The 13,874-nt window shown below is 67.0% G+C and carries 8 protein-coding genes; 2 read left to right on the top strand and 6 right to left on the bottom strand.

Translation table 11 applies throughout. The features are described 5' to 3' along the window. Positions 1 to 6: 6 nt before the first annotated feature. The 6 genes from O3305_RS10160 to O3305_RS10135 form a co-directional block, all read right to left on the bottom strand. Positions 7 to 3,414: a TonB-dependent receptor gene (locus O3305_RS10160; RefSeq protein ID WP_269576285.1), complete on the bottom strand. Its 3,408-nt coding sequence runs from the start codon at positions 3,412 to 3,414 to the stop codon at positions 7 to 9. Between the two features lie 109 nt (positions 3,415 to 3,523). Continuing rightward, a complete protein-coding gene (locus O3305_RS10155) occupies positions 3,524 to 4,492 on the bottom strand; it encodes a FecR family protein (protein WP_269576284.1) in 969 nt (322 codons plus the stop codon). Further along, entirely contained in the window at positions 4,489 to 4,947 is a 459-nt protein-coding gene (locus tag O3305_RS10150) for an RNA polymerase sigma factor (RefSeq protein WP_184168779.1), read from the bottom strand. Before O3305_RS10150 ends, O3305_RS10155 begins: the two co-directional genes overlap by 4 nt. Before the next feature lie 143 nt (positions 4,948 to 5,090). Continuing rightward, positions 5,091 to 6,017, bottom strand: a complete 927-nt coding sequence (locus O3305_RS10145) for an alpha/beta hydrolase (protein WP_269576283.1) — start codon at positions 6,015 to 6,017, stop codon at positions 5,091 to 5,093. Then, the gene (locus O3305_RS10140) at positions 6,017 to 9,103 is read right to left on the bottom strand and encodes a TonB-dependent receptor domain-containing protein (protein WP_269576282.1); all 3,087 of its coding nucleotides are present in this window, start codon (positions 9,101 to 9,103) and stop codon (positions 6,017 to 6,019) included. The genes O3305_RS10145 and O3305_RS10140 overlap by 1 nt, the downstream gene beginning before the upstream one ends. Further along, entirely contained in the window at positions 9,100 to 10,443 is a 1,344-nt protein-coding gene (locus O3305_RS10135) for a dicarboxylate/amino acid:cation symporter (RefSeq protein ID WP_269576281.1), read from the bottom strand. The genes O3305_RS10140 and O3305_RS10135 overlap by 4 nt, the downstream gene beginning before the upstream one ends. 217 nt (positions 10,444 to 10,660) lie before the next feature. Here O3305_RS10135 and O3305_RS10130 point away from each other — a divergent pair, with 217 nt between their 5' ends. Next, positions 10,661 to 12,445 carry a sensor histidine kinase gene (locus O3305_RS10130; RefSeq protein WP_269576280.1) on the top strand — a complete coding sequence of 595 codons (1,785 nt, stop codon included), beginning with the start codon at positions 10,661 to 10,663 and terminating at the stop codon, positions 12,443 to 12,445. Continuing rightward, on the top strand, positions 12,445 to 13,788 hold the full coding sequence (locus O3305_RS10125) for a sigma-54-dependent transcriptional regulator (RefSeq protein WP_269576279.1): 1,344 nt from the start codon (positions 12,445 to 12,447) through the stop codon (positions 13,786 to 13,788). The genes O3305_RS10130 and O3305_RS10125 overlap by 1 nt, the downstream gene beginning before the upstream one ends. The last annotated feature ends 86 nt before the right edge of the window (positions 13,789 to 13,874 follow it).

The following is a 13,874-nucleotide window of genomic DNA, read 5'->3' as shown; positions in this document are numbered from 1 at the left end:
AGTGCCTCAGAAGATCGCGGCGGCGCCGATCTTGAACTTGCGCCCACCGAGGTAGGTCGCGCGGGTGTAGTAGCCGGCGATCAGCTGCTGGACGTCGGGTGTCTCGGTGCCCTTGAGCAGGTCCGAGCCCTCGACATAGATCCGGTATTTCCGGCCGCGATCGATGTAGTATTCGCCGCGCAGGTCGAGCGTCTGGACGTCCTGGTTGTAGACGGACAGGCCGCGCGGGTAGAAATTGTCGAGCGTCTTCGACTGGAAGCTATAGGCCAGCGTGCCGTCGAAGCCGTATTTCTGGTAGGTTAGCGCGAGCGTGCCGCTGTGCTTGGGTTGCTGGTTGAACGGCAGACCCGAGAATTGATAGATATTGCTCTGCCCGGCCGGGGCATAGGCCCAGCTATACTGCTGGTAGCGGCTGCTCTTGGTATAGGTGTAGTTGGCGATCACGCCCAGCCCGGCGAGAGCGCCCGGCAGGAAGTCGAACTGCCGCTCGAACCGGCCTTCCACGCCCCAGATGGTGGCGGGATGCTGGCTGTTGATCGGCGAGCCGCCGTTGATGAAATAATTCTCCGGGTGCGCCGGATCGAAATAGGGCGCGCCCTGGAAATAGGGGCTGTTGGGCAGCGTGATGTTGGCCAGGTTTGCCGGGCCGTTGGTCTGGTTGGCCTGGAGCAGGTTGTTGATCCGCTTGTAGAAGCCGCTCAGCTTGATGATGCCGATCTTGTGGTAATATTCGGCGCTCAGGTCGAAGTTATGCGTGGTCGCCTGCTTCAGGTTCGGGTTGCCCGAATTGATCTGCAGGATAGGCTTCACGCCGTCCGGGCCCGGGATCGGGATGTTGATGAAGCTGATCCGGGTCTGCTGCGACAGGTCGTTGATCTGCGGCCGCGCGACCGACAGGAAATAGCCGCCGCGGAAGATCAGGTTGTCGCTCTGCCGGAAGTTGAACAGCACGCGCGGCAGGAAATCCTCGGACTCGGCGGTCTCGGTCACCAGCTTGCTGAACTGGTTCTGGAAGAGGATGTCGCTACCGAATCCCCCGCCGTTCGCCGGCAGGATCGGGCCGATATAGGTCGGGAACACCAGGTTCGAGGCCGACAGCTCGGTGCGGTTGTAGCGCACGCCGCCGATGATCTCGAGCTTGCCGAATTGGAGCCGGCTCTGGACATAGGCCGCGTAATTGTCCTCGCGCGTCTTCTGCTTGTCCTGGCCGATGGCCGGCGCGATCGGCGAGAGCACGACCTGCGGATAATTGCCGAGATTGTCGAGGAAGCGGATCACCGTCCCCTCGCTCATCGCGGTGAAGTTGGCGCCGGTAACCCCCACCCGGGTGAGGTCGGTCGGCAAGAAGGGCAGGCCGAGCGACGCGATCGAGGCGTTGCCGGCGAACTGGGTGCGGGTCAGGTCATGCTTGAACTCGGCCCGCTCGAAGCGCCCGCCGACCTGGACGTATTTCAGGAAGCCCCAGTCCATGTCCCAGCGCAGGCTGGCCTCGCCGGTATAGCGGTTGTTGCTGCCGGTGGTCTTGTCGATGCCGCCGGTGCCGTTGGTGATCGTATAGCGCGAGGAATCGTTGATCAGCGCCCAGCCGGCGGTGCTGAGCAGCGGGATCGGGATCGCATCGCCGCTGCGCCGGGCGAACGGGGTGATAATGTAGCCGAGCGTGGAGTCGGTCGCGCCGGGCTGGAAGTATGCCGCGGTCGCATCGATGCCGCTCACCCGCATGTCCAGCGTGGTGTTGCGGTCATGCTTCTCGCTGCCATGGGCATAGCCGGCGAGATAGGTGAAGGTCAGCTTGCCTGCGGTGCTCTTGCCGGAAAAGCTGTACGTATCGGTGATCGTCTTGGCATCGGGATCATAGCTGTACGCCTGCTCCCGCCCCAGCGCGGCATTGCCGGGCGTCAGTTCGAGGTGCAGCGCCGAGATCGCCTGGCCGCCGGGCACGTCCGAATATTTGCTGGTCGCGGTGAAGATGTCGGTCATCGCGTAATAGGTGCGGTTGACCTCCGCATGCTGGAAATCGAACTTCCAGTTGCTGTGGTTGCCGATGTTCCACTCGGCCGAGACCGTCGCCGCCAGGGTCGATTGCTTCACATGGTTGAAGCTGGTCTCGAGCTGGGTGATGTAGGCGCCGTCATCCCCGGGCACGAAGGGAAACATCGTGTTCGGGTTCACCGCGTCCCCCGCGGTCAGCGTCGGCGTGCCGTTGGCGGCATTAGGCAGGAACGCGCCGAACTTGGTCACCGTGTTGTACGACACGTTGCGTACCGAGTTGCGGCGATACTGGACCGACGCGCTCAGGCCGAAATTGTCCTGCGCGCCGAAGCGGCCGGCAACGGTGCCGGAGACCAGGAAATCCTTGCTGAAATCCTTGCCGCTCAGGCCGCCTTCCACCTGGAGATTGGCATAGCGGTGGGGCCGGTTGAGCGGCGACAGCGTCTCGATCTCGATCAGGCCGCCGGTGCCGGCGCTGTCCTGGCTGGGGAGCAGGCTCTTGCTGATCGTGATCTTGCCTACCGAGTCCGCAAGCAGGTTGCTCAGGTCCGCCGAGCGGCCGGTGCCGTTGCCAACGGGCAGTTGCAGGCCGTTGAGCTTGACGTTGTTCATATCCGGATCGAGGCCGCGGACGATGACGTTGGTGCCGTCGCCGGTCACGCTGTCGCGCTGGAACGATACGCCGGCGGTGCGGCGCAGCGCGTCGGAAAAGGTGGTGCCGGTGAAATTGCCCAGGTCGTCGGCCGAGACGACTTCGGTGTTGTTCTCGGCCGCGCGCTGCAGGTTGAGCGCGTTGGCGCGGGCGCTGCGGGTGCCGTAGACGACGATCGGTACGCCTTCCTCAACCCCTTCGTTCATCGCCAGGTCGATGGTCGAGGCGTTTCCCGATCCCACCACGATCGGCTGGGTGCGGGTGCCGAAGCCGAGAAACGAGATCTCCAGCGTGTACTGGCCGGGCGCGACGTCGGGAAAGCTGAAGTCGCCATTCTTGTCGGCGGTGGTGCTGTCGCCGGTCTCGGCGATGCGGACCAGCGCGCCGGCAAGCGCGCGGCCGCCCTGTTCGCGGGTCAGGTGCCCGGTGATCGCACCCTTCTCGCCGCTGGTGCGGTTCTGCCCGGCGGGCGCGGAAACGATGTACGAACCGCCTTGGGTCGCGTTGAGAGAGAGCCCCGATCCCTGCAGCAGCGCCTGGAATGCGCCCTGCGCCGTATACTCGCCGTGCAGCGCCGGCGCGGTCCGCCCCCGGATTACCGCGCTGTCGAAGATGATGTTCGTCGAAGTGCGCGTCGCCACCGAGCGGAGCGCGGCCTCAAGCGGCTGCGCCGCCATGTCGAAGCTGTAGCGCGTCTGCGCCTGGGCAACCGGGATGACGAAGAGGCAGCAACTTGCGGCGAGCGTGGACAGCGTGAGCTTGGACGGCATGATTTTCCCCCGGGGGAGTGCGACCTTTTCTCACTCCCTCACAGGTCTAGACGACGCTGCGTTGCGAAACCGACATGGCAAAGAAACAAAAATGTCACCCGGTCGGAAATCAGCGCACGATGTGCATAGTCTGGCCGGTCTGCTCGATACGCAGCCCGTGTAGTGCGGCGACGGCGCGGGCGAACTCGCCGGTGTCGTTGGTGGCGAATACGCCAGACACGCGCAGGGCGGCGAGCCGGGGATCATCGACGACGAGGCGCGGCCCGCCATAGCGGTTCAACTCGGTGACCGCGTCGGCGAGCGGCGTATCGGAGAACATCGCCTGGCCGCGCCGCCAGGCGGTGGCGATCTCGGCCGGCTGCGCATCGACCCGCACGGCGCCTTCGGGCTGCGCACGCAACCGCTCGCCCGGATTGAGATAGGTGGGTGCGATCCGCCTCACCGCGGGGCGGATGTCGGTCACCACCACCTTGCCCTGGAGCAGGGTGACGGTCACTTCCTTGCCCTCGCGCCGCACGACGAAGCTGGTGCCGACCGCGCGGACCTGCTTGTCGCCGGCGCGGACGACGAAGGGGCGGGCGGTGTTGTGCGCGACTTCGAACATCGCCTCGCCATGCTCCAGTTCCACCAGCCGCTGGGCCGGGTCGTAGCGCACCTCGACGCTGCTGTCGGTGTTGAGCGCGATACGGCTGCCATCCTCCAGCGTTGCCACCTTCTGCTCGCCGATCGCGGTGGAATAGGCCGAAGGCCGGCTCAGCCAGAGGAAGCTGCCGATGCCGATCGCGATCAGCAGCGATGCCGCGAGCGCCAGCTGATGGAGCGGCAGGCGCCGCCGCGGTCCGGCGACGGGGAGGGGCGTCGGCTTGGGCGCGCGGACCGGCGGCTCATCGAGCAGCAGCGCGGCGCCGGGCAGGTCGGCCCATATATCGGTGGCGCGCTCAAAGGCACTTTGATGGGCGGGATCGGCGCGCAGCCAGTCCTGGAAGGCAGCCTCGCGTGCGGGCGTGCGGGCATCGCCCTGGAGACGGGCAAGCCATGCGGCGGCTTCGGCCGATGCGCGGGAATAGGGCTGGCTCACCACCCCTCCATCCACTGCATCAGCTGGAGCGTCGCCCGCGCCACCTGCTTCTCCACCGCCGCCACGCTCATCCCCTCATCGGCCGCAATTTCGGCATAGCTGGCATTTTCCAGCCTTCGCCGCAGCAGGATACGGCGGGTTCGTTCCGGCAGTGTTTCCAGCCCTGCCTTGGCATGTTCAAGCCGCCGTTGCTGTTCCATGATCTGCGCGGGATCGGGTGTCGAGTCCGCGATATTGTGCAGGTCGGGCGTTTCGGCGAACGGCGCGCGCGCATCGCGACGCTTGCGATCGATCGAGAGATTTACCGCTGCCGTCACCAGCAGCGCCTCGCGCGAGCGGGCGGTCCGGTCGCGCTCGTAGCGCTCGATCCTCAGGAAAGCCTCCTGCACCAGCTCATCCGCATCCTGTTCGGCGACGCCGCGCCGCACTACCGCGCGCTTTGCCTTGGCGAGCATGTTCGCAAGGTCCCGCAACGTCGCTTCCGCTAGCTAGACGAGCGAGCGGCGCAAACCCGACAAGAAGGATCGGGAACGGTGCAAGAATCGATCATTGCACAATGTCTGGACTGTCCCGGGTTCCTTGCCAAGTGGTAACGCTATCACCGGCCGGGGATGAGCTGGTGCTCACGAAGCCAGGCAAGAAACAGGTCCGGCCACTGCGCCACCAGCGTGCCCGGCTTGCCGGCGCCCCAGCTATGGCCGCCCTTCTCGAACACATGCATCTCCACCGGTCGCGCGGCAGCCTTCATCGCGCCGAACATCCGCAGCGTATGCTCGACATTGGCGATCGGATCGTCGGCGGCGTGCGCCAGGAACACTGGCGGTGTGGTCGGCCCCACCTGCGCCTCTACCGAGTAGAAGTCGCGATAGTCGGGCAGCACCGACAGCTTCTTGCGGGTCTGGGTGGTGTCGATCGGCGGGCGCATCGAGACGACCGGGTAGATCATGCCGGCAAAGGCCGGCGCGGCGCTCTGCTTGTCGGCATCGTCGATCGGGGCATAGAAATCATGATCGCTGCGTGTCGCCATCATGCCGGCCAGATGCCCGCCGGCCGACATGCCGACCACGCCGATCCGCGCCGGATCGAGACCCCAGCGCCTGGCACCGGCCTTGAGCAGGCGAAGCGTGCGCTGGGCGTCCTGGAAGGGAGCATCGGCATTCCAGCCGTCGCCCGGCAGGCGGTAATAGAGGATGATCGGCGTGATGCCGGCGGCGGCGAGCTTCTCCGCCACATCCTTGGTCGAGCCGATCTGGATGCGGAAGTAACCGCCGCCGCCCAGCAGCAGTGCCGCGGCGCCATTGGGATGGGCGGGGCGGTAGACTTCGTAGCGCGGCTCCGAGATGTTCGAGTAGGAGCCGGTCTGCCCTCCCTCGTTGCCCACCTTTTCCGGGCCCGTCGGCTTGCCGTGGCCGGGCGGGTTGCCCGGCCACACGGCATAGACTTCGGGCTTGCCCAGCTTGTCCTGGGCGAGGGCAGGGCTGGCCGCAATGAACATCGTGGCCAGGAGGGAGAGGAGAAAGCGCATCAGAACCTCGTACCGAGCGTCACGTACCAATAGCGGCCATAGGGGCTGTAGAGCGAGCCCAGATAGCCGTCGGCGGTGATCGGGGGCTGCTTGTCGAACAGGTTGCGCACGCCGACGCGAAGCCGCGTATCGTCGCCCAGCCCGCCCTTGAAGCGATATTGGGTGTAGAGGTTGAACGTTACCTGGCCCTCGAGCTTGTACGGGTTGCCGTTCGCATCGAGGAAGTTGGTGTCGTAGACCGTGCCGATATAGTTGGCGAAGGCGCCGATCTGGAAGCCGCTCTTCGACCAGGTGAGCGAGCCGGTGACGCGCCACTTGGGCTTGCCCCGATCCTGGATCAGGTCGCTCGCATCGGTGAGTGGGGTAGCGGCGTTGATCTGCCCGGCTTCGCGCGCGTCGAACAGCGCCTGCACCGCCGGCGGGGTATCGCGCGAGAACTTGGTCAGCCGCGCGCCGTTCAGTGCCAGGTCGAACTTACCGATGCCGGTGCGAACATTGTAGAGCAGCGCGACGTCGATGCCCTGCACCGTCTGGGGCAGCAGGTTGACGAACTGGTCGTTGATCCGGGTAACCGCGCCCGCCGGGGCCAGGCCGGTGCCGGCGAAGACCGGGGTGTCGTCCGCGGTCGCTGCGGCGCGGATCACGTTCGGGTTGCTCGATCCCTGCAGGCGCAGGAGATAGTCGAGCACCAGCGCGTTCTGCGCACCGAACTGGCCGACGATGCCGGTCTGCTTGATCGACCAGAAATCGGCGGTCAGCGTCAGCCGCCCGGCGCTCTCCGGAATGAACTTGGGCTGGAGCACGGTGCCGATGGTCCAGCTGGTGCTGCTCTCCGGCTTCAGGTTCGGATTGCCGCTGACGAAGATCGAGTAGCTGATGCCGCGCGAGCAGGCGCCGTAGCTGGCGATGCGGCCGGCGCGCAGGTCGGCCTCGCAGCGATAATAGTCGGTATTCGAATTGAGGCGTGAATAGGCGACGGTGTTGGTCTGCTCGAGGTTCGGTGCGCGGAAGCCCTGCGACCAGGAGCCGCGGATGCGCAGGCCGTCGACCAGGTCCCATGCCGCGGCGATCTTGGGCTTCGCCACCGATCCGAAGTCGCTGTAATGCTCGTAGCGTCCGGCGAGCTGTACATCGAGACGATGGATCAGCGGCACGTGCATCTCGGGCGAGACCACCGGCACGGCGAGCTCGGCAAAGGCCGAGAAGACGGTGCGCGCGCCCCTGGTGCTCGGCGTCGGGCTGACGGCGGCGACGTTGGAGAGGTTGGTCTCGCCGGTCACCATGTCGACGAAGCCGATCGATCCGTTGAGGTTGGGATCGCGGTCGTCGCGCTGCGTCTCGCGGCGACCCTCGATGCCGAAGGCGACGCCCAGGTTTCCGCCCGGCAGGGCGAGCAGGCGCCCGTTCGACACCTTGAAATCGGCCAGTGCGAGCGTGGTCTTGGAGCGGCGCTTCAGGTCGAACTGGAACGAGTCGATCGTGGTGCGCGAGGCCGGCGAGCAGTCGCCGATGCTCGGCGTCGCCGCGCAGCCGCCGCTGAACGGGTTGTAGGCCTCGGGCGTGGAGAGCGCGAGGTTGCGCTGGAGCGCGGTCATGTTGATCGCGTTGGAGACGTCGGTCGCCTCGGCCTCGGAATAGAGGATCGCGCTGTCGAAATCGAAGCTGCCGATCCGGCCCTTCACGCCGCCGAGGAAGCGCGACTGCCAGTTGGTGACGTCGACTTCCTGCTGGCCGGCATCGACGAAGCGATAGGTGGACAGGCGGACCGCCAGGCCGGCGGCGGGCACGTTGGTCAGGCCGGCGATACGGTTCGGGTTGGCGACACCGTTGAAGGTGGTCGGGCCGAACGGGTTCCAATAGTTGGAAGCCGGGATCACGATCGCGTTGAGGTTGATCGTCGGCGGCTGGATGCGGTGCGTCTCCGCGTAATAGAAACCCGCCTCGCCATAGACGGTGACGCTGTCCGAGATGTCGTAATGCGCGCTGGCGAAGCTGTTATAGCGCTCGATCGTCGGCGAAACCGTGGTTCCCGGCCGCGTATCGAATCGCTCGCTGCGCAACGTGGTCGCGGTCGCGCGGGTGCCGGTGCCGAAGCAGGTGTCGGCGCTGATCGTCACCAGGCAGCCGGGGTTGGCGGTCGACTGGGTGTGGAAGGCGCCGGCCGACGACGTCAGCGCCTGGTTGCCGGGGTTGCGGCGGATCGTGCCGGGGCCGTTGACGACCGCGAGATTGGCCCAGGGCGACTGGGTAGCGCGGCCGTCGGCGGTAAGGTTGCCGGCATAGGCGGGATCATTGGCGAAATAGGACATGAGGTTGTCCGTCGCCGTATAGGGCTGGTCCTCGGCCAGCTGCGCCGTGCGGTGGGTATAGTCGACATAGAGCGAGATGTTGCCCCGGCCTTCGGCGAAGTTGCTGCCGACGGTGCCGGTTACCTGGAATTCGCGGCGATGCGTGCCCTCGGCCCCGCCATAGCGGATGTCGAGCGAGCCGCCGTCGATGTTGTTCTTGGTGACCGTGTTGACCACGCCCGCCACCGCGTCCGAGCCATAGATGGCTGCGGCGCCGTCGCGCAGGATCTCGAGCCGCTGGATGCCGGCGACCGGCAGCGAATTGGCGTTGTAGCCGAGCACCGGCACATTGCCGTCGCCGGCTTGGCTGGTCGGGTGGCTCACCAGACGGCGGCCGTTGAGCAGCACCAGCGTGTTGCCCACGCCCAGGTTGCGCAGGTTGATCGAGTTGACGTCGCCGCGCGCCGCGTTGCTGGTCTGCGGATTATTCGATTCGTTGAAGCTCACATCGCCGGCCTGCGGGATCGAGCGGAACAGCTCGTCCCCCGAAAGCGCGCCGGTAGCGTCGATCTGGTTGGCGTCGAGCACCGAGACGGGCAGCGCCGCAGTGGTGCTGGCGCCCCGGATCTGGGTGCCGACCACAACGATCTCGTCGGTCTTCTCATTGCCTTCCTGCGCGGCCGGCGTCTCCTGGCTGGCCGGTGCCGCCGCGTCCTGCGCGTGCGCCGCCTGCGCGAGCATAAGCACGCCCAGCGCGCTGCCCGCGGTCAAGGCGATGCGCCCATATCCCTTCTTCATGCCCTCTCTCCCTGTTCCATTTGTTCTAGGTCTTCTGATTTTGAAATGCTGCGACCCGAGAGGGCGGCGTCGAGCGCCTCCCGATCGAGCTTGTTTTCCCAGCGCGCGACTACGATCGCCGCCACCGCGTTGCCGACGAAATTGGTGAGGCTGCGGCACTCGCTCATGAAGCGGTCCACGCCCAGGATCAGCGTCATGCCCGCCACCGGCACGCTCGGCACGATCGACAGCGTCGCCGCCAGCGTGATGAAGCCGGCGCCGGTCACGCCCGCCGCGCCCTTCGAGCTGAGCATCGAGACGAGGACGAGCAGGATCTGCTCGCCCCAGCTCAGGTGCACCCCGCAGGCCTGCGCGATGAACAGCGCGGCGAGCGTCATGTAGATGTTGGTGCCGTCCAGGTTGAACGAATAGCCGGTCGGCACGACCAGCCCGACCACGCCCTTCTCGCAGCCCGCGCCTTCCAGCTTGGCGATCAGGCTGGGCAGGGCGGCTTCCGACGAGGAGGTGCCGAGCACCAGCAGCAGCTCGGCCTTGAGGTAGCGCAGCAGCTTGAAGATCGAGAAGCCGTTCAGCCGGGCGACCACGCCCAGTACGCCCAGCACGAAGAACAGCGAGGTCGCGTAGAAAGTGCCGACCAGCCAGGCAAGGTTGCCCAGCGACTCCACCCCGTACTTGCCGATGGTGAAGGCCATCGCGCCGAACGCACCGAACGGGGCCAGGCGCATCAGCATACCGACGATGCGGAAGACGATGAGCGCGATCCGCTCGACCAGGTCGAGCACCGGCTCGGCGGGCTTGCCGACCAGCACCATGGCGATGCCGAACAGCACCGCGACGAACAGGGTCTGCAGGATCGAGCCCTCGGTCAGCGCCGAGGGGATGGTGGTCGGGATGACCGACATCAGGAAGCCGACCACCGTCGTCTCGTGCGCCTGGTGCGCATAGCCCGCGACCGCGCTGCCATCGAGCGTGCGCGGATCGATGTTCATCCCCGCGCCGGGCTGGACGACATTGGCGACAACCAGGCCGATGATCAGCGCCAGCGTCGAGAAGAACAGGAAATAGCCGAAGGCCTTGGCCGCGACCCGACCGACCGAGCCGAGCTCGCGCATGCCGGCGATGCCGCTCACCACGGTGAGGAAGATCACCGGCGCGATCACCATCTTCACCAGCTTGATGAAGCCGTCGCCGAGCGGCTTGAACGATTCGCCCACCGAGGGCCAGAAATGGCCGAGCGTCACGCCCAGCGCGATCGCCACCAGCACCTGGAAATAGAGGTGGTGATAGAATGGCTTGCGAGCAGCCACAGGCTGCCCGTCGGGGATCGACTGGATGATCATACTCTCCTCTGTCCGCGCCCGGATGGCGCGCAGCCTCTTGTGTCGGGGCCTTGGTCGTGCACCTTATCCTTCCCGTTGTGGCCCTCCAGCACTTCGGAATTTGCGGGATAAGTATTTGGTTTATCTGGATTCAGCTGGCTGGCGGCACTGTCGCTCCGCACGAAATCGTGCGGAATTCCGCGCGGAGTTCCGCTGAAATGTGCGATAATCCGCACAAATGAGTCCCGCAGCCCTTCTTCGCCGCCGCAACCTGGTGCTTGCCGGCATCGCGCTCACGGCGATCCTGCTGCTCGCCTGGGCGGGCAGCCGCTGGGCGAACGGGCAGGCGCGCGGCTCGGCCGACGCAGTCGCGCAGCAGACGGCGCGCGCGCATGTGGGGCTGCTCAATTCGGAGCTGCAGAAGTTCCGCCTGCTGCCGCTGGTGCTCAGCGAGAATCCCGAGATCGCCCCGGCGCTGCGCGGCGGCGATCCCGATGCCGAGCGCAGGCTGAACGAGACGCTCGAGCTGCTTGCCGCGCGCACCGATGCCGCCGCGATCTACGCGATCGATCGCAAGGGGCGCACGGTCGCGGCGAGCAACTGGCGGCTGCCCACCAGCTTTGTCGGCCAGCAATATGGCTTCCGACCCTATTTCCGGGACGCGATGGAGCGCGGCGCCTCGGAGCTGTTCGCACTCGGCACGATCAGCGGCCGCCCGGGCCTCTATCTCGCCCGCCGGGTGGACCGGAACGGACAGGCGCTCGGCGTGGTGGTGGTCAAGGTCGAGTTCGACGATGTCGAGGCGGCCTGGGCGCGCGCGCCCGGTATCACCGTCGTCACCGACGCACATGGCGTGATCTTGGTCACCTCGATCCGCGACTGGCGCTTCAAGGCGACCCAGGCGCTCGATGCCGCGACCTTGGCGGATGCGCGCCGCACGCTCCAGTTCGGTGCCGGACCACCCAGGCGCGCCCCGCTGACGATCGACGGTGCCAATGCGCGCGTCGAGGCCAGCGGCAAGGCACAACGCTACCGCGCCGCCGCCGAGCCCGCCCAGCTCGCCGGCGCACATCTCGTTCATCTTGCACCGCTGGAGCCGCCGCTCGCCGCCGCGCGCACCCAGGCGTTGCTGATCGCGCTGGCGATCCTGTTTGCCGCCGGCATGCTCGCCGGCTTCGCATTGCGCTCGGCCGAGAAGCGCCGCCTCCAGCGCCACCACCAGGCCCGGCTCGAAGCCGAGGTCGAGCGCCGTACCGTCGAACTACGGGAGGCCAATGCGCAGCTGATCGTCGAGTCCGAGGAGCGCGTCGAGGCCGATCGCCGCTATCGCGCCGCGCGGGAGGAGCTCGCCCAGGCCAGCCGGCTCGGCTCGCTCGGCCAGATCACCGCCGGCGTCGCGCATGAGATCAACCAGCCGGTGGCCGCGATCCGCAGCTTCGCCGAGAATGCCGAGACCTTCCTCGACCGTTCGGCCGCGGACAAGGCCCGCGCCAATCTCAAGCAGATCGTCTCGCTCACCGAGCGGATCGGCACGATCACCTCGGAACTGCGCGCCTTTGCCCGCCGCAAGACCCCGGTCGAGGGCAGCGCCGAGCTGGGCTCGGTGCTCGACGGTACGCTGCTGCTGCTTGGAGAGCGCGCCCGCGGCGTGGTTTCGGTCAAGGTCTCCAAGGCCCAGCGCCATCTCGCCGTACGCGGCGACCGCATCCGGCTCGAGCAGATCCTGATCAACCTGCTCCAGAACGCGCTTGATGCCGTGCAGGGGAGCCGGGAAGCCAGGATTCTGGTCGAGGGCTCGCGTGACGGTGAGGTCGCGCGGCTTTCGGTGATCGACAACGGCCCCGGGGTCGCGCCGGAAATCGCCGAAACCCTGTTCTCGCCCTTCACTTCGGCGAAGGAGGGCGGGCTTGGGCTCGGCCTCGCAATTGCCCGCGACATCGCTCGCGAGTTCGGTGGCGATATCGCCTATGCGCCCGGCCCGGATGGCGGCGCGATCTTCCATCTCCTGCTCAAGGTCCTCTGATGCTCGCGCCCGACAATGCCATGGTGATGTTCGTCGAGGATGACGAGCCGCTGCGCCTTGCCACGGTGCAGACGCTGGAACTGGCCGGCCTCGAGGTGCTGCCCTTCGATCGTGCCGCGTCTGCGCTCGCCCAGCTGACGCCGGACTTTCCCGGCGTGGTCGTCTCCGACATCCGCATGCCGGGGATGGACGGGCTGGAACTGCTCGCCAGGGTGCGGGCGATCGACAGCGATATTCCGGTGGTGCTGGTCACCGGGCATGGCGACGTGCCGATGGCGGTGTCGGCGCTGCAGGACGGCGCGTTCGATTTCATCCCCAAGCCCTTCGCCAAGGAAAGGCTGCTCGCGGCGGTGCGCCGTGCGCTCGATCGGCGGGCGCTGGTGATGGACAATCGCCGCCTGCGCGCTGCGGCCAGCGCTGCGGCGCAGGAAGAGAGCCCGCTGATCGGGGACAGCCCGGCCATGGCCCGGCTGCGCGCGATGATCGGCCAGCTCGGCGAGACCGATGTCGATATCCTGATCGAAGGCGAGACCGGCACCGGCAAGGAACTGGTCGCGCGCATGCTGCATCGAAGCGGGCGGCGGCGCGGCAAGCCTTTCATCGCCGTCAACTGTGCCGCCCTGCCCGAGGGGATCGCGGAGATCGAGCTGTTCGGCCATGCGGCGGACAGCGTCTCCCACACGCGGCTCTCGCGGGTCGGCCGCATTGCGTCGTCGAGCGGCGGCACGCTGTTGCTCGACGAGATCGATTCGATGCCGCTCCAGATGCAGGCCCGGCTGCTGCGCGTGCTCGAGGAGCGCGAGGTCCAGCCGATCGGTGCCGAGCGGCCCGAGCCGGTTGATCTGCGGGTGATCGCCACTGCCAAGGAGGACGTTGCCGCCGCGGTCGCCGAGGGTCGTTTCCGGGCGGATCTCTATTACCGGCTGGCGGCGATGCGCATCCGCGTGCCGGCGCTGCGCGAGCGGGGCGGGGACGTGTTCCTGCTGTTCGCGGCCTTCTTCGAGGAAGCCAAGCAGCAGCTTGGCGCGAGCGACGCGGTGCTGGGCCCGGCGGTGCACGCCCAGCTCGCCCGCCATCAATGGCCGGGCAATGTCCGCGAGCTGCGCAACTTCGCCTTCGAAGTCGCGGCGGGGCGGAGCTTCACCGCTGCGGAGCAGGGGGATCGCGCCGATCTGCCCACCCGCCTGGCAAAGTTCGAGGAAAGCCTGATCCGTGACGCGCTGGTCCGCAATGGTGGCCGCGTTTCGCAGGCGCTGATCGAGCTCGGGGTGCCGCGCAAGACGCTTTACGACAAGATCGCCCGGCTCGGCATCGACCTGGCCGAGATCAAGCGGGTCCGGTGAGAAAGACCGGCCGGCGCCGGGAGCGCCGGCCGGCAGGTTGTGGATACTCCGTCGGGTCGCAGAAACGGAGTTCCGGTAAGCCGGGG

The organism is Sphingomonas sp. NIBR02145 (genome assembly GCF_027359115.1).
Taxonomy (GTDB): Bacteria; Pseudomonadota; Alphaproteobacteria; order Sphingomonadales; family Sphingomonadaceae; genus Sphingomonas; species Sphingomonas kyeonggiensis_A.
Note: the sequence above shows the minus strand (reverse complement) of the source record. Positions and strands in the feature narration are given on the sequence as shown.